We start from the raw sequence: 21,497 nt of genomic DNA, 5'->3' as shown, positions 1-21,497 counted from the left end.
GATGACCCGTCGCTACCGTCCGGGCACATGACGCACGACTATCTGATCATCGGTGCGGGACCGGCGGGACTGCAACTCGGCGCGTTGCTCGAACGCGACGGTCATGACTACGTCGTCCTGGAAGCCGGTGCCGCGCCCGGCTCCTTCTTCCGCAGCTATCCGCGACACCGCAAGCTGATCTCCATCAACAAGGTCTACACCGGCTCCGACGATCCGGAGTTCAACCTGAGGATGGACTGGAACTCGCTGCTCAGCGACGATCCGGAGCTGCTGTTCAGCCGGTACAGCCAGCGGTACTTCCCGGCCGCCGACGACCTGCTGCGCTACCTCGCCGACTTCGCCACCGCGACCGGGGTGCGGGTCCGCTACCAGACCCGGGTGGTCCGCATCGGCCGCGACGGCGACGGCTTCCACGCCCTCGACACCGACGGCCACATCTGGCGGGGACGCCGGCTGGTCGTCGCAACCGGTGTCTCGCAGATGTACGTGCCGGCCATCGACGGGATCGAGGACGCCGAACGGTACGACACGGTCAGTGTCGACCCGGCCGACTTCGTCAACCAACGCGTCATGATCATCGGCAAGGGAAACTCCGGATTCGAGACCGCAGACGCGCTGATGGAGACCGCCGCCGTGGTGCACCTGGCCGGGCCCCGCTCGGTCCGGTTCGCCTGGCAGTCACACTACGTCGGGCACCTGCGGGCGGTGAACAACAACTTCCTCGACACCTACCAGTTGAAGTCGCAGAACGCCGTGCTGGACGGCACGGTGGAGGGCATCCACCGCCGGCCCGAGGGCGGCTACCTGGTCCGCTTCCGGTACGCCCGCACCGTCGAGGCGATCCGGGAGATCCGCTACGACCGGGTGATCGTGTGCACCGGATTTCGGTTCGACGCGAGCATCTTCGACGAGAGCTGCCGGCCCCGGCTGGTCATCGACGACCGCTTCCCGGAGCAGACCTCGGCGTACGAGTCGACCTCGGTCCCCGACCTCTACTTCGCCGGCACCCTGACCCAGCAGCGCGACTTCAAACGATCGACGAGCGGCTTCATCCACGGCTTCCGGTACGGGGTCCGGGCGCTGCACCGCATCCTCGCCGCCCGCTACCACGACACGCAGTGGCCGACCGCTCGACTGGCGGCGACCCCCGAGGCGATCACCGACGCGATCATCGCCCGGATCAACCGCTCCTCGGCACTCTGGCAGCAGTTCGGGGTGCTCGGCGACGTGGTGACGGTACGCGACGACACCGCGTACTACCACGAGGAGGTGCCGATGGCGTACCTCGCCGACGGCGGGCTGGGCGACGGCTGGGCGCTCGCCGTCACCCTTGAATACGGCCCGGACCACGACTCCGTCGATCCGTTCGACATCACGGTGCCCCGGGTGGCGGAGAACGACGCGTACGCCGCGCACCGGGCCACCTACCTGCACCCGGTCGTGCGGCACTACCGGGACGGGCAGGTCGTGGCCGTGCACCACCTGGCGGAGAACCTGGAGAACGAGTGGAACCTGCCCACCGTGCACCAGCAGCCACTGGCGGTCTTCGTCAAGGAGTCCCTGACCGGCGTCGCCCCTGCCGCCGGAGCAGCCGGGTGACGGCGGGAGCCGAACCGGGCTATCCGCAGGCGATCCTCGACCTGCTGGGCAGCGGACGGGCCCGGCCCGTCTTCGAACACGGCCCGCGCACTGTCGGTGCCGACGAGATGTCCGAGCTGATCGCCCGGATCGCCGCAGGTCTACAGGCGGCGGGAATCGGCCCGGGCGCTGGGGTGGCGGTGGCGCTCGGCGTGTCTCCGGAGGCGTTCGCCGCCATCATCGCAGCCCAGGTCGTCGGTGCCCGGATCGCCGGGGTACGCCCCGGACTACCTGCCGATCACCTCCGGCACCTGCTCGGCCACCGGATCTCGGCGGTGCTCGTCGACCGCACGACCGCCACCCCGCAGCTGCGGACGGCCGCCGCCGACCTTCCCCTGCTCGGCGTCGGCCCGGTCGACGGTACGCCTGACCTGGCCGCCACCCGCGCCGACGTCACACCGCCGGTCCCCGCCGGGCATCCGGACGACATCGCCCGGGTCGTCTACACCAGCGGCAGCACCGGCAACCCCAAGGGCTGCCCCCAGACGTACGGGTCCCTCGACGCCGCCTGGGCGGCGCACCCGGACCGGTGGCCGCCGCCGGTCCGCGACCTCGCCGGCCACCTCGACCGGTACCTGGTTTTCGGGTCGCTGAACAGTCAGGTGATGCTGGAGTACGGCGTGCTCACCCTGGCCGCCGGGGGCACCATGGTGATCGCCGAGCCACCTCGTGCCGGTGCGCCGTTCTTCCCCGACGCGCTGGTCCGGCACCGGGCCACGGCCAGCGTGATCACCGTGCCCCGGCTGGCGCAACTGGTCGCCGCCCAGCGCGCCGCGCCGGCCGACCTCGGCGCGCTACGCGCCCTGCTGGTCTCCGGCGCCCCCCTGCACCCGGCCCGGCTCGCCGAGGCGTTGCGCGTGCTCGGGCCGGTCGTCTACCACGGCTACGGACAGACCGAGACCGGCATGATCTCCATGCTGACCCCGGCGGAGATGCTCGCCGCACCGGCACTGCTCGCCTCGGTCGGCCGCCCGCCGGCTGCGGTCGAGGTGCAGGTCCGCGACACCGACGGCCGGCCGGTCGCGGCCGGGGTCGAGGGGGAGGTCTTCGTCCGCACCCCGTCCCAGGCCAGCGGTTACTGGAGCGACCCGGCAGAGACCGCCGAGGTCTTCACCGACGGTTGGGTACGCACCCGTGACCTCGGCCGGCTGGACCGCGACGGCTACCTGTACCTGCTGGGACGGGCCCGGGACGTCATCATCGTCAACGCCGACCTCCAGTACGCCGGCCCGATCGAACGGGTCCTGGCCAGCTGCGACGACGTCGCCGAGGCGTACGTGGTGGCCGCACCCGACGAGGAGACCGGCGAGGCGGCGCACGCCTTCGTGGTCCCCGCCCAGGGCCGGCAGCCGGATCCGGACGTGCTGCGCGAGCTGGTCCGGAAGCAGCTCGGCGAGCCCAGCACTCCCCGAAAGATCACCTTCATCGCCGAGGCACCGGTCACGGCCGCCGGCAAGCCCGACAAGCGCCGCCTGGCCAGCCTGGCCAGCCCGGCCGACGAGCACGATGCCAGCGAGTGACGGTTGTCCTCGAACCGGACGCCTCGACTTCATCTGGATCGAGTACGTGCCCTCCCCGGCGGCGACCCTGGGCAACTCCGGTGCGGTGTGGGCGGGTACCGGCGTCACCGCTCTGGATGTGTGCTTCGCCGGGGCGCGGCGAAGCACCTCAGGCCAGCGACAGGAAGAGCTTCTCCATCTGTTCGAGCTTGGCCCTGCGGTCCTCCCCGGCGGTGCCGCTGACGCACTGCTCCAGGCCGCTGGCGATGATCTTGAAGCCGGCCCGGTCCAGCGCGCGCGAGACCGCCGCGAGTTGGGTCACCACCTCGGCGCAGTCCCGGCCGTCCTCGAGCATGCCGATAACGCCGCGAATCTGACCCTCGGCACGGCGGAGTCGCTTGACCACGTCACCGACCGCGCCCTCGTCGACCTGCATCCCCGCCCCTTTCCACGTCGTCGACCACGATACACCGGGGGGTATCTCCCGACCGCTGATCGCGCGCTGTTCGCGGTTCTCCGATCCTCGGTCGACCTGCCGCTCGACCAGGTCGACGCGAGCAACGGGTGGGCAGCCGGCGACCGGGCCGACGGGAACGGCTCAGTCGTGCAGCTTGAGGGCCCGGAGCAGGTCGTCGTTCTCCTCGGGGGTGCCGATCGACAGCCGGACGCCACCGTCGATGACGCTGCTGCGGTCCCGCAGCCTGATGCCCTGCCCGGCCAGTGCGCCGCACAGCCGCTGCGGATCCTCCGTCCGCAGCAGCAGGAAGTTCGCGTCCGACGGGAACACCTCGATCACGGCCGGCAGCTGCGCCAGGGCAGCGCGCACCCGATCCCGCTCGGCGACGATGCGCTCGATGTTGCGTCGTCCGTAGTCGATGCCCGCAGGCGAGATCGCCGCGCCGATCGCGCGGATCGCCGTGACGGCGAGCGGGTACGGCGGCATGATGCGGCGCAGCACCCCGATGACCTCCGGGTGGGCGAGGGTGATGCCGCAGCGCTCACCGGCGAGGCTGTACTCCTTGGACAGCGAACGCACGACGACGAGATTGGGGTGGCCGGCGATGTCGCCCGCGAGTGACGGCTGCCCCGAGTAATCGAGGTAGAGCTCGTCGACCACCACCATCGCCCGGCCGCGCAGCCGTTCGGCGAGCCGCAGCACGGACGCCCGGTCCATCAGGTTGGCGGTCGGGTTGTTCGGCGAGCAGACGAAGACGAGCTTGATCCCGGGGTCGGCGGCGCAGGCCGCCAACATCGCGTCGGCGTCGAGCTGGTACGACCCGGGCACGAGGGGCACCCGGCACACCGAGGCGCCCTGGATGGCCGCGGCCGTCTCGTACATGACGAACGTCGGCGGTGTGATCAGGATGCCGTCCCGGCCGGCCGCACAGAACGCGCGGACCAGCAGGTCGATGGACTCGTCCGTGCCACGCGACAGGAAGAGCTGTTCCACCGGCAGGCCGTAGATCTCGGCGAAGCGGCCCAGCAGCGATGGCGGTTGCGGTTCGGGGTACCGGTTGAGGCCCTCCTGCTCGGGCCCGCCCGGGTACGGCGGGTAGGGGTTCTCGTTCGCGTCGAGCTGGATCCGGGCGGCCTGCTCGGCCTCGACACGCGCCGAACTGTAGGGCCGCAACGCGTAGATCTCGGGCCGGACCAGCGAAACGATGTCATCCACGAGCTGCGCGATCCTCTCCGGCCGGGCCGGGTCCGCCCCGGTAGGCGCAGGGTACCGCCCCGGCCGGTCGGTCTGCCCGTTGGTGGGCGCTGGCCGCCCCTGCGGTGCGGTACGGCCGCTCAACCTGTCGACGAACGTGACCGCCGCAGCGTGCACGTCCGACCCGCCGCGCCCTGCGGGCCGGCGAGCGGCACCAGGTACGTGTCCCCCGGGCATGGACCAGCGTCTACGGTCCGCCGATCTGTACCTGACCGACTGCTACGCCAGCTGCCACCGGTCAGCCGGCGGCTCTAGTCTGCTGCCATGGCGAGCACCGAACTGGATGAACTGATCGTGGCGGACGCCGACGCCCTGCGTGCCTGGTTGTCGGTCAACCACGCCACGTCGCCCGGCGTCTGGCTCGCCCTCACCAAGAAGGGCGGCTCGGTCACCACCGTGACCTGGCAGCAGGCGGTCGACGAGGCCCTGTGTTTCGGTTGGATCGACGGGCAGGCCCGGAAAGCGGATCACGAGACCTCCTGGATCCGGTACACCCCTCGCCGGCCCCGCAGCTCCTGGTCCCAGCGCAACGTGACCCACGTGGCCCGGCTGGAGGCGCAGGGGCGGATGCTGCCACCGGGCCGCGCCGCCGTGGAGGCCGCGAAGGCGGACGGCCGGTGGGCGGCCGCGTACGCCCCACCGTCGGAAGCCGAGGTGCCGGCCGACCTCCTGGCCGCCATCGCGGCCGACCCCGCCGCCCAGGCCATGTTCGACGTGCTCACCAAGACCAACCGGTTCGCTCTCATCCACCGCCTCAACGCCGTCAAGCGAGCCCAGACCCGGGAACGGAAGATCGGCGAGTTCGTCGCCATGCTGGCCCGCCACGAGACGTTCTATCCGCAGAAGGCCCGACCGCGGAGCGCGCCGGCGGACTGAACTTTCTCAAGAAATCTCGGCGTGCCTGTCGATCCGGGTGGGTCCTCTTCGTAGCTCTGGTGAGAGCCGGGCACGAGCCGGGCGACACGCCTCCTGGATGGCACCATGAGCACCGCAACGAACACCACCACCCGCGCCACCATGTCGGCCACCGGTGCGCTGATCGGGACCGGCGTCGTCGCCACGGCTGCTGCCAGTGTCGCCACGATGGCCGTCGCCGCCGCCGGCAAAACGCGGCCGGGGTCGACCTCGACATCGACCCAGCCCCGATCCCGGTCGCCGGTCTCGGTGTGCTGACCGCCGTCTTCTCCCTGATCGGCGTGGTCACCGCCGCGCTGCTGTCCATGAGTTACCGGAGGATCGTCATGAAGCAGTACCTGCTGTCCGTACATCTCGTCGAGGGCGCGCCGGAGCCGTCCGACGAGGAGATGCAGACCATGTTCAGGGAGACCGGCCGGGTCAACGACGAGATGCGGGCCGCCGGCGCCTGGGTCTTCAGCGGCGGGCTCCGGTCGCCCGACAGCGCCACCGTCGTGCGGATCGAGAACGGCGCCATCACCATGAGCGACGGGCCGTTCGCCGAGACAAAGGAACACATCGCCGGCTTCTGGATCATCAAGTGCGCCGACCTGGACGAGGCGCTCTCCTGGGCCGAGAAGTGCGCCGCGGCCTGCGGCCCGATCGAGGTGCGCCCCTTCGACGACCTGTCCCAGGCCTGAATCGGAGCCGGTCACCCGACATGGACCTGGCGAACGTCTACCGCGCGGAGTACGGCCGCTGCGTCGCCACCCTGGCCCGCCTCCTCGGCGACATCCACCTCGCCGAGGAGGCGGTGCAGGACGCCTTCACCACCGCGCTGCAGAAGTGGCAGACCCTGCCGCCGAACCCCGGCGCCTGGATCGTGACCACCGCCCGGAACCGGGCCGTCGACCGGCTCCGCCGGGAGACCACCCGCGAGGCCCGGCACGCCGAAGCCCTGCGACTGCACCAACCGGAGGAGCCCCAGGAGGTGGGACCGGTGCGGGACGACCAGCTGCGACTCATCTTCACCTGCTGCCACCCGGCGCTCGCCCCCGACGCGCGTACCGCCCTCACGCTCCGGCTCCTGGGTGGCCTCGACGTACCGGAGATCGCCCGGGCCTACCTGATCCAGGAGGCCACCGTCGCCCAGCGGATCGTGCGCGCCAAGAAGAAGATCCGCGACGCCGGCATCCCGTACCGGGTACCCGCCGAACACGAGCTGCCGGATCGGCTACCGCCCGTGCTCACCGTGCTCTACCTGATGTTCAACGAGGGCTACACGTCCACCGCGGGGCCGCTGATCAGGACGGACCTGTGCACCGAGGCGATCCGGCTCGCCCGCGAGCTCGCCACGTTGATGCCCGACGAGCCCGAGGTGCTCGGCCTGCTCGCCCTGCTGCTGCTGACCGAGGCACGCCGCCCGGCCCGACTCGGCCCGACCGGGGAACTGGTTCCGCTCGCCGAACAGGAGCGGTCGCTGTGGGACCGGGCCCTCATCGCCGAGGGCCACGACCTGGTCCGCCGCTGCCTGCGGCGCAACCGGCCCGGGCCGTACCAGATCCAGGCCGCGATCAGCGCGGTGCACACCGATGGCACCGCCACCGACTGGTCACAGGTCCTGGCACTGTACGACCAACTGCTCGCGCTGGCGCCGACCCCGATCGTCGCGCTCAACCGGGCGGTCGCGGTGGCCGAGGTACACGGGCCGGCGGTGGCCCTCGCCGCGCTGGAGGACATCGACCTCCCCGGCTACCACCGGCTGCCCGCCACCCGCGCCGAACTGCTGGCCCGGCTCGGCCGCGACACCGCGGCCCGGGCCGCCTACGACGAGGCCATGTCACTGGCCACGAACGAGACCGAACGCGCCTTCCTACAGCGGCGTCGCACCGCACTCACCCGTACGAGGAGAACCTCTTGACCGTCACCTACACCTTCGACGTCTTCGCCAGCCTCGACGGCTACGGCACCCACAGCGGCGACTGGGGCGGCTACTGGGGCAAGCAGGGCCCCGAGCTGCTCGCGCACCGACTCGCCGCGTACCGCACAGAGCAGCGCATGGTCTTCGGCGCCGACACGTACCGGGTGTTCGCGCGGCTGCTGGCCGAGAGCACCGAGGAGTCCGAGGTACGGGACGCCTGGGTCACCCGGATGCGGAACCTCCCGGCCACGGTGGTGTCGAACACCCTCCAAGCTCCCCTCGACTGGCCGGACGCGACCATCGCGCGCGACGACGCCGTCGACGTCGTGGCCCGGCTGAAGGAGGAGTCCGGCGTACCCTTGCGGTCGCACGGCAGCCTGTCGATGAACCGGGCGCTGATGGCCGCCGGTCTGGTCGACCGCGTCCAGGTGACGATCTTCCCGGTGGTCACGGGGCGGACCGGCACCGAACCGATCTTCCAGGGTGCGGCCGACTTCGACCTGGAGCTGATCGAGAGCCGTACCCTCGACGGCCGCACCCAGGAACTCACCTACCGCCCCACCCTGCACGTCTGACTCCGCCCGGCCCCTCGGCCCCGCCGCACGGGCTGCTCCACGGCTATCTGTCAGGGCTCTGTCAGGTATCCGTACGGCACCACGCCTTCCTGCTCGAATCAGGGACATCGCCTGGATCCGCGTGGGGGAAGGATTCACGTGTACCGCAGCGCAGATGTGGATGTGATCTCCGAGGAGCACAACGAGCAGGTCAGAAGGCTCGACCCGTTGCGGTTGGACGACGAGCTTCGGATGTTGCCCAGGCTGAACAGGACCGCCGACGTCGCCGCGTTGGTGCGGATGCTCGGCGCCGCGCTTCCCTCGACGGAGCGCATCGCGGCCTTCACCACCGCGGAATGTCTCGCCGCCATGCGTGATCTGGGCATGTTCGTCGGAAGCCTGCAACGGCACGGGGTGTCCGCCTTCGACGCCGTGCCGGGCGCGACCACGTCATTCCAGCTGCTGGGGCAGCTTACGGGGATGATTCCGCGGGACACGGTGTACCACTACACCTCCTGGAACCCGACGGGTGGGCGGGAACGGCTCTACACAGGCCACCCGATGGAGCGCGGCCTGATCAACGCGGTGCGCACCTGCGTGCCGAACCTCGCGCGGTCGGTCGAGATAGGACGGTCGCTGTTGTACGAGGACGCGACTGCGCCCGTCCACGCGGAGCGGATGGCCTCACTCGCCTCGCACGTCGCGGTGGCGGACACGGTCATGAGCGGTATCCGGACGAAGGTCACCCCCGAGTTCTTCGCGCGAATGCTCAGGCCGTTCTACGAGGATGTCCGCGTTGCCGGGCGTACGTACATGGGACCCGCGGCGGCCCACATTCCGATCTTTCTCATCGACCTGCTCCTGTGGGCCTCGGACCGGGGCAGCCCGGGTTATCTGCAGTTCTGCCGTGAGGTGTCAGCGCAGACCCTGCCGCAGTGGCAGGAGCGGTACGCGCAGTGGGCGAGCACACCATCCATCACGTCCCGGATCGTCGCGGCCCTCGGGACCTCCGGCTCACCTGCCGCGGACGAAGTCGTAGAGGCCAGTGCGAGAAGCCTGCGGCGAACCCTGCGGACACTCACGTCGTTCCGCGGAAAACACCTGGTGATGGCGCGACGCGCCTATCACGAGGAACTCCGGCTCTACGAACTGGGCAGTGGCGGCGGGAGTGTGGGGCTCCTCGAGGAGATTCTCGCCCTCACCAAACAGAATCGCGCCCTGCTCAACGCCACCGTTGCGCAGCGGGTGCAACTGCCGTGACGTAACCGGAAGGTAGGACGCCGACGATGGAGATCACCATAGTGGGGGCCGGAGTCGCGGGCCTGGCCACCGCGCTCAGCCTGCATGCCGCGGGCTTCGACCGGGTCACCGTCTTCGAGGCGGAGCCGCACCTGCGTCCGCACGGGCTCGGCCTCAACATCCTGCCCAACGCCGTTCGGGAACTCGCCGAACTCGGTCTGCTCGACGAGTTGCAGCAGCACGCGATCCGCACCCAGGAACTGGCGATGTACAACACCCGCGGGAACCTCGTGTGGCGCGAGGATCGCGGCATCCTGGCGGGTTACCGCTGGCCGCAGCTTTCGATCTCCCGAGCCCGGCTCGTGACGGTTCTGGCCGACGCGGTACGGCGGCGCCTGGGCGACAGGGCCATCGTCACCGACGCACGGCTCGTCGGCCTGCACAGCGAGCCGGGTCGGACGCACGGGACCTTCGCGGACCGGGACGGCACCGCGCGTACCGTCGACACCGGGCTCCTCATCGGCGCGGACGGCATTCACTCCGCTGTCCGGGCGGCGTTCTACCCGGCCGAGGGGCCGCCCCCGGCCAACGGCATGACGATGTACCGAGGGACCGCCTGGGGCGGGCACTTCCTGACGGGCAGCACGATGGCAGTGCTCGGCGACGCCCGGCGGCGACTGGTGCTGTATCCCATCGACAGGGACAGGGCCACGAACAAGTCCCTGATCAACTGGGTCGCCGCCTTCCCCGACGACGAGGCTGGCCCGTTGCCGCACGAGCGGACGACCGCCGACCGGCGCACGGCGGTACTGCGTCAGTTCGGCAGCTGGGCGCCTCCGGAGGTGGACCTGCCGCGCCTGCTCGACGACACGGCGGACGTCCAGCGATACCCGATGATCGACAGGGACCCGATCCCGCGCTGGAGTTTCAACGACGTGACCCTGGTGGGCGACGCCGCCCACGCCATGTATCCGGCCGGGTCCAACGGAGCCACCCAAGCCATCGTCGACGCCCGAGTGCTGTCGTGGCACCTGGCCACCCAGACCGATCTACGCAGCGCCCTGCGCGGCTACGAGGACGATCGCCTGCCGCAGATGACGCAACTGCAGCACGCGAACCGCTCCCTCGGCCCGGAGAAAGTGATCACTCTCGCCCACCAGCGGGCACCGCACGGGTTCACGGATGTGCGGGAGGTGTTCAGCGAGGCGGAACTCGCGGAGATCTCCCGCAGCTATGCCCGGACCGGCAGGTTCGATCAGGACTGGGTCAACTCACGACCGTCGCTGGGGGTAGCTCGGCATCCCGGCAGGGGCCCGGTTACCAGCACGGGCGCGACGGGCCTCACCGGGCGCGACGACGAGTCCAGGGCGGTCAGGGAGACCGGTTTCATCACCGCCGTCATCAGAGCCATGGAGCACGATCGTCCGGACGCCTACCTGGTCGACCGGCACGCGAAGCTGTTGAGCACGCCGGTGTCCCGGAAGATGACGGAGGAGGCGCTGGCCGCCGGCGGCACCGTCGGATCCGTGATCGTCCGAGCCCGGTTCGGTGACATCGCGCTGCGCGAGGCGACCGACGGTGGCATAGCCCAGGTGGTCTGTCTGGCCGCCGGCAGTGACACCCGGGCATGGCGCCTGGACCTCCCCTCGCGTACCAGGTTCTTCGAGGTCGACCTGCCGGGCCAGTTGGACGCCAAGGAGCGGATGTTGGAGCCGGTCCGCGACCGGCTCGTCTGCCGCCGGTTCTCCCTCGACGCGGATCTTCGGCTGGACACCTGGCCACAGCGGCTGCGGGCAGCCGGCTACGAACCAGACGAACCCACGGTCTGGATCATCGAGGGGCTGCTTCCCTACCTCGAGATCGAGAATTTCACCCGGCTGATCGGCACCGTCCGGAAGATGTCGACGCCCGGTTCGGTACTGCTTGTCGACGCGCCGCACACCGACTACTACACCGATCCGGCCAACGAGACGTTTCTGGCGTTCATGACGTCACGGGGATCCGCGTTTCAGCTCGGCTTCGACGACCTCGGCGACTTCCTGCGCCACCAGGGCTGGACGGCGGAGGCCTACACGCTGCGGCAGCTCCACGCGGGCGAGTGCTCGTGGCTGCCCGCACCGCCCGAGCGCCTCTGCCCGCCCCGTGACCATCACTGGGTGGCCCGCGCCCATCTCGGCTGAGCAGCCTCGTCCCGACCGAACTCAACGCCCCGGCGATGCCGGCACCCCCGTGGTCGCACCGAGCCTGTTGGAGGTGGCTCCATGACGACCCGCACCGCAGCGCCGCCCCGGGTGCGCCGCCCCGGGTGCGCCGCGCCCGATCAGGCTGGGCGCCACGAAAACGGCCGCCAGGATCCCCACGCTGGCCTGGAAAGCACCGTCCCGGTCGGCCTGTTCCCGGGCCAGCCGGAACTGCTGGCCCGAGGTGGCGTTTGGCGACGAGGTCAAAAGGGCCGGGTCAGCGCGAGGTGGTCGTTCGAGGCCCGTACCTTTCGGCCGCGCGCGCCTTGGCCTTGGCCGCCTCCACCTCGCGGTCACGGGGAGGCGCCTTCGTCACCAGGCTGTCGAGCAGGGTCCGGGTGGCCGCCGTGACAGCGCGGACCGCCTCGCCGAACGCCTCCTCGTTGGCCGCCGAGGGCCGCGTCGTCCCGCTGACCTTGCGCACGTACTGGAGGGCGGCGGCTTCGACCTCATCGGCGGTCACCGGCGGTTCGAAGTTGTGGAGCACGCGTATGTTCCTGCACATGCCTCCACCATGCCACGCAGCGCCACGAGGGCCGCTGCTACGCGGGCGACCTGCTGCGCGCCGCAGCTCCACTCTTCTCCCTCCTGGCCACCATGCAGCCCGAGTCGGACGCCGTACCTGGCGGCGAGCAACGCCGCACCCTGCTCACCGAGACCGGCTTCCGTCACGTGGCGGTGCTTCCCGGCGCCTGGCAGCTCGTCATCGCCTACACACCGAGCGAATGAGCCGCCCACCCCCCGTGTTCGGTCACGTCAGAACCACCGCCGGCCACAGTTGATGGTTCTCGACCGGAGGACCGCGACGCCCGCCGGGCGTACCAGCGGCGCCCCGGAGTGGCGGTGACGCCGTGCGCCACCGTGCTGACCACCACCACGAGGGTCCCGGCGGCCCACAGCCGGGGATCGCGGGCCCCCTCCTGCTCGCTGTGGGCGAGGTAGAACAGTGCCGACACGCCAATCGGTCCGAACCAGCCGAGAAACACCACGTCCCGCCAGGGCAACCGCAGGAGCGGCCGCAACGCCAGCACGACCGGCAGCCGCCGCAGCACGAGCACCGCGACCGCGAACGCGGCCAGGGGCCAGCCGAGATCGACCCAGTCACGCCACGGCACCTCGACCCCGAGAAGGAAGAACAACGGCAACACCAGGTAACGGGTCAGCGCGTCGTCGAGTCGCTGCTCCGACGCCCGCGACCGGTACCCGATCACCGCGTTGTAGGTCAGACCGGCGACGAACACCGCGAGGATCCCGTCCGTGCGCGCCACCCGGGCCACGCCTAGCGCGGCGATTCCGAGCACCAGCGTGAAAACCAGCAGCGAGCCCTCGTCCACATCCTCACGGGCCTCAGCCGCCGTGACGGCGCGGCCAGCGGTGAAGCCGACCGCCCCGCCGATCACCACGGCACCCACCACCGCCCACGCCGCCTCCGGAAGACGACCCGCGGTCGATCCGGTGGTCACCACGGACAGCGCGAGGACGACGAAGACGAAGGCGAGGCCGTCATTGGCGCCGGACTCGCCGCTGAGCACCTGCCGCAGCCGCGCCGGAAGCTGCCGCTCGGCCGGCCCCCCTGAGACGACGCTGGAGGCCAGGACCGGGTCCGTCGGTGTCACGCACGCGCCGAGCAGCACCGCCAGAGCCAGCGGAAAGCCGAGGACCAGCCAGGCCAGGCCGGCGCTGACCACCGCCATACCGGCCATCGCCACGGCGAGGAGCACACCGACCGGACGAATCACCGACCGGTAGTCCGACAGCGGAAAACGCAGCGCGACCGCCATCAGCGAGATGGCCAGCAGGACCCGGCTGGCCTCCAACGTCAACACCGACATCTGGTGGTGCGGCAGGTCGATCAGCCCGAGCACCGGACCAGCCAGTACGCCCAGTAACAGCGCCAGCAACGGCTCACTGACCGGGATCCGGCGGATGGAACTGGACCAGAAGGCCAGCAACACCCCCAAGACCCCCACCAGCGCGTAACCGAGATGCAGCCGGTCCATCTCCACCCACTACCCACGTGCCGCCCCCCACACACCCACCCACAGCCTGCTGCCCGACACCGTTCCAAGGACCGTGAACCAGCAGGCATGATTCGGCGGCGACGGGGGAAGCGGCGCGCACAGCCTGCCCCATCCGGTACGAAGGGAATGCCATGACCGCGTCCAGCGAGCCGGCCCGCATGACCGACACCTCGACCCGCGCAGGCCGGACCCGAACTGGTACGGCGGCCAAGACCAGCGCGGCCGCCGCGCTCGCGCTCGTGTTCGGCGTAGCCGGGCTGTTCAGCGTGCTCACCGCCATCCTCGCCTGGATCGGTGTGGTGCTCGCCATCGTCGGCATCGTCCTGGGCGTCGTAGGGCTCAAGATGGCCGCCCGACCGGGGGTGACCGGCCGAGGTGTGTCGATCGCCGGACTGGTACTCAGCGTGATCGCTCTGCTGCTCGGGCTGGCGCTCGGCGCGGGCATCACGACGTTCCTCAACAACGAGAGCGCGGTGGACCGGCTCCAGCAGCAGGTCGACGACCTCCGTGATCGAATTGGCCGCTAGCGTCCGGACCGCACGGTAGACCCCATCGAACCGAGAAGCCCCGCGCCGGGCCCATCCGCGGGCACGGAGGCCGGGTCAACGCGAAGTACGACGCGGCGGCCACCAGCAGCCCCCACACCCCACAACGTGTAGCCGCCCATCTCCAGCAGCAGAGGCAGGGCCGCGCCGCCGAACTTCGCGGTCCAGGTCAGGCCTTCCACGACGGCTCGCCTCGGACGGCCACCGCCCCGCGATCGTGTCGACAAGCCACACGCTCATCCGGGCCAGGGTCGTCGTGTCGATCGCGGCGGTCCTGCCCGGCGCGGCGTCGGCCGCGCCGTCGTGGAAGGGCCTGACCGGGCCGGCCGGAACCGGCTTGCAGGCGTGCGTGGCGCAGGCCAAGGCGCAGCGCCCGGCGGCCACGCTCTACAACCACATCCCCGAACGGCCCGAGTTCCGCGCTGCCAGCCGGAACCAGCCGGCCCGATCGCCCGACCAAAGGTACGGCTGGACGACGGCCGCGCCCCGGTGCCGGGGACGGGCCCGGCCGCTACGGATCGTGGCCGCCGTCCAACCACCACACCGGTGCGGGTGAACGAAGCTCCGAGGATCTTCCAGACATCAGCATCGGCACGACTCGACGGAACTGAATGGTTCGACTCGCCGACTGGTTAGGCAGAGGTCTCATTTTCGCCAAGCAGAGAGGCACCATCATGGATCGCCGAAGCGTCCTCCGGGCCACGATCGCGACCGGGGCCACAGCCACCACGGTAGGCGCGGTCGCCAGCACCTCGGCAGCCACCGCCAGTCCACCGAAGCGGCCCGTACGGGTGCACATCCTGATGTACCCGGGGGTGGAGGAGATGGACTTCGCCGGACCGGTCGAAGTGTTCGGCATGGCCCGCGGGCTCGGCGGTGACATCACCACCACCCTGGTCACGGTGGACGCCACAAGTCCGGTGACCGCCACCCACGGCACCCGGGTCGAAGCGGCCGGCCGCTGGTCACCCCGGGACACGAACCTGCTCGTGGTGCCCGGCGGCGGATACCGGCGGGCGGACACACCTGGCGTGGCGTACGAGATCCAGCGGGGCGTGCTGCCGGCGGCCATCCGCGCCGCGCGCCGTCGCGGCCTGACCATCGCCGGCGTCTGCACCGGAACCATGCTCCTGTCGGCGGCCGGACTCACCGCCGGCCGTCCCTGCATCACCCACCACCGGGCGGCGGACGATCTTCGGGCCCAGGGCGGCATCGTCACCGACGCCCGGGTGGTCGACGACGGCGACCTGGTCACCGCCGGCGGTGTCACCTCCGGCCTGGACCTCGCGCTCTGGCTGGTCGAGCGCCAGCTCGGCGCAGCCCTCGCCGTCGAGGTCGAGCAGGTGCTGGAGTACGAGCGACGCGGCACCGTCTGGCGCGCCTGAACCCGGTCGGCGCTCGGACCGGTCGGGTGGGGCACCCCGCTGACGCGGCTGTGCCGGGTCTACCGGCCGTCACGCGGCGGGGTCTCGGTCCGCTCCGACCGCACCGGTCCCGCTTCCCGGGCCTTCTCGGCCGGCGGCGAGACCAGACCGGTCAGGCACAAACTCACATCGATATCGCTCTCACCTGTGAACGGGCACCCGTTGCTCCGGGCAATCCTCAGCCAGGACGCCCGCCGGACCGTCCGGGCGCGCCCCGTGCGGCGTGGCCCTACTCCTTGCGCTTGTCAAGTCGGACGGCGCGCAGCACGACGTCGTCGACGTGGTGGGTGCTGATCGCCCCCGGGGGGCGCGGGCGGGTCTCGTGCACGTCGATGCGCCAGTCGCCCGAAGCCGCGATCTCGGCGGCGATGTCGTCGATGCCGACGTACGCCTGCGGGTCGTACATGCGGGTCTGCTCGGCGGGGTCCGACGGTTGCTGGAGCGGCGTCAGGTCGTGGCCGACGACGAGCAGCGTCCCGCCGACGGCCACGGCGTCGAGCAGGTTGCGCAGTCCGCGCTGCTCGGGGGTGCGCTGGAACGAACCGTACTGTAGGGAGACGAGGTCGTAGGTGGCGTCCGCGTATGCGGCGGGGTCGTTGGCGTCGCGGTGCAGCGTGCGCACGTCAAGCCCGCGACGTCCCGCTTCGGCTCGGATGCGGTCCAGTGCCCTGCTGGAGACGTCGGAGGCGGTCACCTGCCAGCCCCGTTCGGCCAGCCACAGCGCGTCGGCCCCCTCACCCGCGCCGACGTCGAGCGCCCGCCCGGGAGGTAGGTCCGTCGCCTCCGCCACGAGGGTGCCGTTCGGGTTGGCGCTCCACACGCGTTCCTGGTCCCCGTAGCGGCTGTCCCACTCGATCGCGACGCCAGAGGGACGGACACCCGCCGTGGCGTCCTCGGCGGCGAGGCTGAAGGCGATCTGGGCACCGACCCAGCTACCGTTCGCCGCGGACTGCAGGACCTGGGCGCTCGGGTCCGTCAGGTTCCCGGCGGCGAAGACGCCCGCCACGCTGGTACGTCCGGCGGGATCGACCGCGACGAGGTCACCGAGTCCGCTGGGGTGGGCCGTGGTGTCGATACCGAGCCCGGCGAGCATCTCGACCCGGGGACGGAACCGGCCCCCGGTGAGGATCGCGGCGGCGGGCAGGCTGCGGCCGTCGGCGAGCTCAACGACGAGCGACCCGTCCGGATCGGCGTCGGCCACCCGGCGCACCGCCCCCGCGACCACCGGAACCCCGGAGGCGACGAGGGCCTGCACCGCGGCCGGGTCGATCCCCGTCGCGTCATGCAGCACCACGGTCAACCGGTCGGTCAGGTGCCGCATCAGCGGGGTCGGATGCAGTCCCATCGGCGTCGTGACGATCTGCACGACCCGCAGGTCGCGGACCTCCCAGCCGTGGCAGAACGGACAGTTGAACACCTGAGCGCCCCAACGCTCGGCGAGGCCCTCGATGTCGGGAAGCTCGTCGACGATGCCGGTCGCGGCCAGTACCCGGCGGGCGACGAGGCCGTGCCCGCCCGAGAGGGCGAGGTGGAATCCGTCGTCCTCTTTCCGCACCGCCAGGACCCGGCCGGTGAGGACGTTGCCACCATAGCTACGGACCTCCGCGCGCCCGATGGCCCGCATCGCCCCGGGTGGGGTGCCCTCGCGTCCGAGGTAGCCGTGCATGTGCGCCGCTGGCGCGTTTCGCGGCGTGCCGTCGTCGACGACGATGACCGAGCGTCGCTGACGCGCGAGTTGCAGCGCGGCCGCCAGACCGGCGGCCGATCCGCCGATGACGGCGACGTCGCACCTGCGAACGATGCTCTGGTGCGGCGTGGGTTCGGAGGCTCCATGGGCATGATCTGTCATGAGCCCAGCGTAGAAACGCCTGCCGGTATCGGAAAGGCAGTTTGCGCAATTCGCAAGGGGCGATCATACTCGGAGAATGAAGGACCGCAGCGAGGTGGAGCGGCTGGCGCGCACCCGGCTGCGGAGCATCCGCACCACGCTCGGCTACTCCCTGGACGAACTCGCCGAGCGCACCAACCTCAGCCCGTCGACGATAAGTCGGGTCGAGACGGGCAAACGGACCCTCAGCCTCGATGTGCTCGTGCCCCTGGCCAACGCGCTACAGGTCAGCCTCGACGTCCTCTTCGAGGCGACCAGCGACGAGGACGTGGTGATCCGGCCCGTGCAGCACCGCTCGGGTGCGCGCACGACGTGGCCGCTGAGCCGCGTCGATGGGCGCACCATGGCGTTGAAGATCCGGTTGGAGCCCGAGGCGACGATGCCCGCCCAGCGGGTCCATCCGGGGTACGACTGGTTCCTGGTGCTCGAGGGCAGGGTGCTGCTGTGGCTCGGTGAGCGGCAGATCGAGGTGGAGAAGGGCGAAGCAGCCGAGTTCTCCACGATGACGCCGCACTCGATGACGGCGCTTGACCGGCCGGCCGAGCTGATCATGATCTTCGATCGCGAGGGGCAGCGCGCACATCTGCACCAGTGAGCGTAACCGGGGCAGGGTGCAGGCTGCCGGGAACACACCGATCACGCCACAGCTCTGACGGCAGGCACTCGTGCCGTGGACCAGTCGTACGGCGTGGTGAGGTGGGTGCAGCCGATCCGGGACGGCACGCCGGGCAGCAGGCTCAATCAACTCGCTCAACACACCCAGAAGTCAAGCTCGGGAAACAGCGGCGGCAGCAGCGCGAAATGCGCCGCGGGCACGGCGACCTCCAGGTCCCCGTGCGCCCGGGTCTGCTCGCCACGGAACAGATCCACCGCCCAGCCGGCCGCGACGTACCAAGGGATCTGCAGGTCGCGAAGGCGTTCGGCCATCTGGACCGGGTGCCAGGCCGCCCACGCATCGACACCAGGATGGTTCACGCCGCGAGCCTATGGCGCAGGAGAAATCCGAGCACACCAGAATCGCCGCCGTCCCTGGACTGACGGGCACGGCGGCGCGCGGTGGGCCGGATCGAGGCCCACGACCGTACGGCCACTCCCGCTGCGGTCGGTCATGGACTCGCGGGCACCCCGCTAGCGCCACCAAGGTGGCGGTGCAGGAAGGTCGCGGCCGCGTCGGCGGCCTGACTGACGTACGGCTCGACGTCGTAGAGGTCGATGTGCTGCCGGGCGTCGAGCCAGCGAATCTCCTTCGGTCCTGTCGCGTCGGTGTAGAGCGCCTCGGCGAGTTCTGGTGCGCAGTAGGCGTCGGTCCGGCCATGCACGACCAGCAGCGGGGTGGCGGCGAGCAACGGCGCCGCACCAAGCGCATCGAAGCTCATCAGAGCATGCAGCGAGCCGTAGGTGACCCGATTCTCCCAGTGCGCCGCCGTCGACCGCTGGGTGCCGTAGTAGGCGAACGGTTCGTCGCCGCCCATCGCCGCGAGTGCGCCGTCGGCCGCCACCGCCGGCAACTCATCGTCGTAGCGCTCCACGAACGAGCCAAGCGCCCGACGGTATGCGTCGGTGTCGCCCGCGCCGAAGCGGACGGGGCTGTTGTATCCGCCGGCGATGCCCACGACGGCCCGGATCCTCGGGTCGGTGGCGGCCGCGCGGACCGCGTAGCCGCCACCGAGGCAGATCCCGACGACGGCCACCCGAGCGGTGTCCACGGCCGGGTGCGCGGCGAGCAGGCTCACCGCTGCGCGCAGGTCGGCGAGCTTGCCCTGACTGTCCTCGTGGGCGCGGCGCCCGCCGCTCTCGCCGAAACCCCGGTGGTCGAAGGCGAGTGTGGTCAGACCGTGTTCGTGCAGCCGGGCTGCGTACGTACCGACGACTTGTTCCTTGACGCCGGTGAACGGCCCGGTCAGCACGACAGCAGGCGCGCCGTCGGCGGCCACGGCGAGGTTGCCGACCAGCGTGAGACCGTCGGCGGTGAATGTGACACGCTCGGTGTTCATGCCGCCACCGCCTCGGTCGGCGCCGTGCCGACGCCACCGGTCCCCTCGCCTGCCAGCTCCGCGGCGACCGCGTCTGCGCCGAGTCCGATCATCCAGCTCAACGGCGCGCCGGGCAGGAAGCGGGTCATCACGGCGGTCAACTGCTCGCGCTGTGCGTCGGTCAGCGTCGGTGCCCCGGCTGCGAGGCGGCGCACGGTCTCGCGGTACATCATGAGGTATCGCCGCTGGTCGGCCAGCATGCCAACGTCGCCCGGCGCGCCATGGCCTGGATACAGCGTGGCACCGTCGAGCACACCGGTGAGCGTGTCCAGCGCCGCGAGCCAGCTGCCGGTATGCCCGTCCGCGGTGTACGGATGGGTGCCGTGGAAGGCCAGATCGCCGATGAACACCCGGTCGTCGAGGGTGAGATAGGAGTCGGCGTGGCTCTCCGCAGCGCCGACGGCGTGCAGGGTGAAGCGCAGCCCACCCAGCTCCACCATCTCCCCGGTGGAGAGCCGCCGGTCCGGAACCCGGTGCTGGTCCGGCCACTCGTCGCCGTATATCGGCTGCCACTGCGCGCGTTTCGCGTCGGCGATCCGCGCGATCGTGTCGGCCACATCAGCAGCCGCGTACACCGGCACCTCGTCGCCGGCAAGCACCGGCAGGCCGTTGAAGTGGTCCGGGTGCGCGTGCGTGACGAACACGCCCAGCAGCGGCTTGTGCAGCGCCGCGATACGCGCGGCGAGGGCGCGAACGTCGGACAGCAGCAGGTTCGCGTCAACGAGCACGACCCCCTCGGTCGTCTCGATGAGGTAGCTGTTGACGAACAGACCCGCCTCAGCGGCGGTGTACGTGTGGATGCGGTACTCGGACGTGCGGTCGGGCATGGCGGCGACGTTCCCTTCGGCGTCTACTGTTGACTCGACGCTAGGTCGCGCCGTGCTCGTCGAACAGAAGGCACTTTGTGGTGCCCTTCGACCTCGGTGGCGCTGTCCGATACTCGGGGGTGCTCGTGTCGCTGGTGGTTCCGGATGTGCTCGACGAGGGCTGCACGACGCGGCAGGCGATCGAGCGGCTCGCCTCGAAATGGCGGATCCTGATCATTTACGCGCTGCTCGCCGGTCCCCAACGGCACGCCGAGCTGCGTCGGCGCGTCGCGGGGATCACGCAGAAGGTCCTGACCGAGACGCTGCGCGAGATGGAGCGCGACGGGCTGGTGCAGCGACGGGTGCTCAGGGGGACACCGCCGCAGCACGTCGAGTACGCGTTGACCGCCCTCGGAAAGACCCTGGAGGAACCACTCGCGGCCATCTGTGCCTGGGCGACGGAGAACAGCCCCGCCTGATCAGCCGCTATGCCGCCGGTCGACGCGGCGGTAGTGCATGGCCACCGCACCGTTGCGGAGCGGCTCCGCCGAGAGCAGCTCGAGCCGGCGCGTGCCGGGTAGCCCGCCCTGGTACAGCGTCGGACCGTGACCAGCGATCCTGGGATGGACGAGCAGCTTGTACTCGTCGATCAGGTCCAGCCGGTCGAGTTCGGTCGCGAGCTTGCCGCTCCCCAGCAGGACCCCGGCCGGCGTCGCGTCCTTGAGCCTCTGCACGCCCTCACGCAGATCACCGGCGATATGGTGGCTGTTGGCCCACGGGAAGTCCTGGCGCGTCGACGACGCCACGTACTTCGGTTTGGCCTCCAGCCTGACCGCCCACTCACGCATGGCCGGCGACGCCTCCACGTCGCCGCAGGCGACGGCAGGCCAGTAACTTTCCATCAGCTCGTAGGTGACCCGACCCCACAGCATCGCCCCACCCTCATCCATGAGACGGGTGAAGAAGGCGTGCGTCTCGTCATCGGCGATCCCCTCCTGATGGTCGACGCAACCATCCAGGGTGACGTTGATACTGAAGGTGAGAATTCCCATGGCTGGCGACTCTAACGCCGTCTTCGTTCCGA

24 protein-coding genes are annotated in these 21,497 nt (G+C 70.7%); 15 read left to right on the top strand and 9 right to left on the bottom strand.

What is annotated here, in order from left to right:
• Positions 1-27: 27 nt before the first annotated feature.
• Positions 28-1,599 (top strand): NAD(P)-binding domain-containing protein, encoded by a 1,572-nt coding sequence (locus tag AC2CHE_RS06205; protein ID WP_484503929.1) that lies wholly within the window; start codon positions 28-30, stop codon positions 1,597-1,599.
• Entirely contained in the window at positions 1,596-3,158 is a 1,563-nt protein-coding gene (locus AC2CHE_RS06200; protein ID WP_484503928.1) for a class I adenylate-forming enzyme family protein, read from the top strand. Before AC2CHE_RS06205 ends, AC2CHE_RS06200 begins: the two co-directional genes overlap by 4 nt.
• 148 nt (positions 3,159-3,306) lie before the next feature.
• Here AC2CHE_RS06200 and AC2CHE_RS06195 read toward each other — a convergent pair whose 3' ends face one another.
• Together AC2CHE_RS06195 and hisC are read right to left on the bottom strand one after the other, a co-directional pair.
• Positions 3,307-3,573, bottom strand: coding sequence for a metal-sensitive transcriptional regulator (locus AC2CHE_RS06195; RefSeq protein WP_484503927.1), 267 nt, complete (start codon positions 3,571-3,573; stop codon positions 3,307-3,309).
• A gap of 162 nt (positions 3,574-3,735) precedes the next feature.
• Positions 3,736-4,809: a histidinol-phosphate transaminase gene (hisC, locus tag AC2CHE_RS06190; RefSeq protein WP_484503926.1), complete on the bottom strand. Its 1,074-nt coding sequence runs from the start codon at positions 4,807-4,809 to the stop codon at positions 3,736-3,738.
• 303 nt (positions 4,810-5,112) lie between these two features.
• Here hisC and AC2CHE_RS06185 point away from each other — a divergent pair, with 303 nt between their 5' ends.
• From AC2CHE_RS06185 to AC2CHE_RS06155, 7 genes are all read left to right on the top strand, one after another.
• Positions 5,113-5,724 (top strand): YdeI/OmpD-associated family protein, encoded by a 612-nt coding sequence (locus AC2CHE_RS06185; RefSeq protein ID WP_484503925.1) that lies wholly within the window; start codon positions 5,113-5,115, stop codon positions 5,722-5,724.
• A gap of 105 nt (positions 5,725-5,829) precedes the next feature.
• The gene (locus AC2CHE_RS06180; protein WP_484503924.1) at positions 5,830-6,021 is read left to right on the top strand and encodes a hypothetical protein; all 192 of its coding nucleotides are present in this window, start codon (positions 5,830-5,832) and stop codon (positions 6,019-6,021) included.
• The gene (locus AC2CHE_RS06175) at positions 6,015-6,443 is read left to right on the top strand and encodes a YciI family protein (protein WP_484503923.1); all 429 of its coding nucleotides are present in this window, start codon (positions 6,015-6,017) and stop codon (positions 6,441-6,443) included. Before AC2CHE_RS06180 ends, AC2CHE_RS06175 begins: the two co-directional genes overlap by 7 nt.
• A 20-nt stretch (positions 6,444-6,463) precedes the next feature.
• Entirely contained in the window at positions 6,464-7,663 is a 1,200-nt protein-coding gene (locus AC2CHE_RS06170; RefSeq protein WP_484503922.1) for an RNA polymerase sigma factor, read from the top strand.
• Positions 7,660-8,238: a dihydrofolate reductase family protein gene (locus AC2CHE_RS06165; RefSeq protein ID WP_484503921.1), complete on the top strand. Its 579-nt coding sequence runs from the start codon at positions 7,660-7,662 to the stop codon at positions 8,236-8,238. Before AC2CHE_RS06170 ends, AC2CHE_RS06165 begins: the two co-directional genes overlap by 4 nt.
• Positions 8,239-8,451: 213 nt before the next feature.
• On the top strand, positions 8,452-9,477 hold the full coding sequence (locus AC2CHE_RS06160; protein ID WP_484503920.1) for a monodechloroaminopyrrolnitrin synthase PrnB family protein: 1,026 nt from the start codon (positions 8,452-8,454) through the stop codon (positions 9,475-9,477).
• A 26-nt stretch (positions 9,478-9,503) separates the two neighbouring features.
• Positions 9,504-11,636 (top strand): SAM-dependent methyltransferase, encoded by a 2,133-nt coding sequence (locus AC2CHE_RS06155; RefSeq protein WP_484503919.1) that lies wholly within the window; start codon positions 9,504-9,506, stop codon positions 11,634-11,636.
• 277 nt (positions 11,637-11,913) lie between these two features.
• Here the strand turns inward: AC2CHE_RS06155 and AC2CHE_RS06150 are convergent, their stop codons facing one another.
• Complete coding sequence (locus tag AC2CHE_RS06150; protein ID WP_484503918.1) at positions 11,914-12,201, bottom strand: DUF2277 domain-containing protein; 288 nt, start codon at positions 12,199-12,201, stop codon at positions 11,914-11,916.
• Positions 12,202-12,293: 92 nt separating this feature from the next.
• Here AC2CHE_RS06150 and AC2CHE_RS06145 point away from each other — a divergent pair, with 92 nt between their 5' ends.
• Positions 12,294-12,425: a hypothetical protein gene (locus tag AC2CHE_RS06145; RefSeq protein WP_484503917.1), complete on the top strand. Its 132-nt coding sequence runs from the start codon at positions 12,294-12,296 to the stop codon at positions 12,423-12,425.
• Here AC2CHE_RS06145 and AC2CHE_RS06140 read toward each other — a convergent pair.
• Positions 12,407-13,696 carry a cation:proton antiporter gene (locus AC2CHE_RS06140; RefSeq protein WP_484503916.1) on the bottom strand — a complete coding sequence of 430 codons (1,290 nt, stop codon included), beginning with the start codon at positions 13,694-13,696 and terminating at the stop codon, positions 12,407-12,409. The two genes, AC2CHE_RS06145 and AC2CHE_RS06140, sit on opposite strands and share 19 nt — an antisense overlap.
• Positions 13,697-13,848: 152 nt before the next feature.
• Between AC2CHE_RS06140 and AC2CHE_RS06135 the strand changes: the two genes are divergently transcribed.
• The 3 genes from AC2CHE_RS06135 (at position 13,849) to AC2CHE_RS06125 (ending at position 15,647) form a co-directional block, all read left to right on the top strand.
• Positions 13,849-14,244 (top strand): DUF4190 domain-containing protein, encoded by a 396-nt coding sequence (locus AC2CHE_RS06135; protein ID WP_484503915.1) that lies wholly within the window; start codon positions 13,849-13,851, stop codon positions 14,242-14,244.
• Between the two features lie 235 nt (positions 14,245-14,479).
• Complete coding sequence (locus AC2CHE_RS06130; RefSeq protein ID WP_484503914.1) at positions 14,480-14,818, top strand: hypothetical protein; 339 nt, start codon at positions 14,480-14,482, stop codon at positions 14,816-14,818.
• 118 nt (positions 14,819-14,936) lie between these two features.
• A complete protein-coding gene (locus tag AC2CHE_RS06125; protein ID WP_484503913.1) occupies positions 14,937-15,647 on the top strand; it encodes a DJ-1/PfpI family protein in 711 nt (236 codons plus the stop codon).
• A gap of 268 nt (positions 15,648-15,915) precedes the next feature.
• Here the strand turns inward: AC2CHE_RS06125 and AC2CHE_RS06120 are convergent, their stop codons facing one another.
• The gene (locus tag AC2CHE_RS06120) at positions 15,916-17,535 is read right to left on the bottom strand and encodes an FAD-dependent oxidoreductase (protein WP_484503912.1); all 1,620 of its coding nucleotides are present in this window, start codon (positions 17,533-17,535) and stop codon (positions 15,916-15,918) included.
• Positions 17,536-17,611: 76 nt separating this feature from the next.
• Here AC2CHE_RS06120 and AC2CHE_RS06115 point away from each other — a divergent pair, with 76 nt between their 5' ends.
• Positions 17,612-18,169, top strand: a complete 558-nt coding sequence (locus AC2CHE_RS06115) for a helix-turn-helix domain-containing protein (protein ID WP_484503911.1) — start codon at positions 17,612-17,614, stop codon at positions 18,167-18,169.
• Positions 18,170-18,324: 155 nt separating this feature from the next.
• Here the strand turns inward: AC2CHE_RS06115 and AC2CHE_RS06110 are convergent, their stop codons facing one another.
• The 3 genes from AC2CHE_RS06110 to AC2CHE_RS06100 form a co-directional block, all read right to left on the bottom strand.
• Positions 18,325-18,549 carry a nucleotidyltransferase domain-containing protein gene (locus AC2CHE_RS06110; RefSeq protein ID WP_484503910.1) on the bottom strand — a complete coding sequence of 75 codons (225 nt, stop codon included), beginning with the start codon at positions 18,547-18,549 and terminating at the stop codon, positions 18,325-18,327.
• A 131-nt stretch (positions 18,550-18,680) separates the two neighbouring features.
• Entirely contained in the window at positions 18,681-19,568 is an 888-nt protein-coding gene (locus AC2CHE_RS06105; protein ID WP_484503909.1) for an alpha/beta hydrolase, read from the bottom strand.
• A complete protein-coding gene (locus AC2CHE_RS06100; RefSeq protein WP_484503908.1) occupies positions 19,565-20,434 on the bottom strand; it encodes an MBL fold metallo-hydrolase in 870 nt (289 codons plus the stop codon). The genes AC2CHE_RS06105 and AC2CHE_RS06100 overlap by 4 nt, the downstream gene beginning before the upstream one ends.
• A 77-nt stretch (positions 20,435-20,511) precedes the next feature.
• Between AC2CHE_RS06100 and AC2CHE_RS06095 the strand changes: the two genes are divergently transcribed.
• A complete protein-coding gene (locus tag AC2CHE_RS06095) occupies positions 20,512-20,892 on the top strand; it encodes a winged helix-turn-helix transcriptional regulator (RefSeq protein ID WP_484503907.1) in 381 nt (126 codons plus the stop codon).
• On the opposite strand, the gene AC2CHE_RS06090 is transcribed toward AC2CHE_RS06095, so the two are convergent.
• Positions 20,893-21,465: a dihydrofolate reductase family protein gene (locus AC2CHE_RS06090; RefSeq protein WP_484503906.1), complete on the bottom strand. Its 573-nt coding sequence runs from the start codon at positions 21,463-21,465 to the stop codon at positions 20,893-20,895.
• Positions 21,466-21,497 lie beyond the last annotated feature (32 nt).

The sequence above is a fragment of the Micromonospora sp. ATLC16 genome (assembly GCF_057196645.1).
Note: the sequence above shows the minus strand (reverse complement) of the source record. Positions and strands in the feature narration are given on the sequence as shown.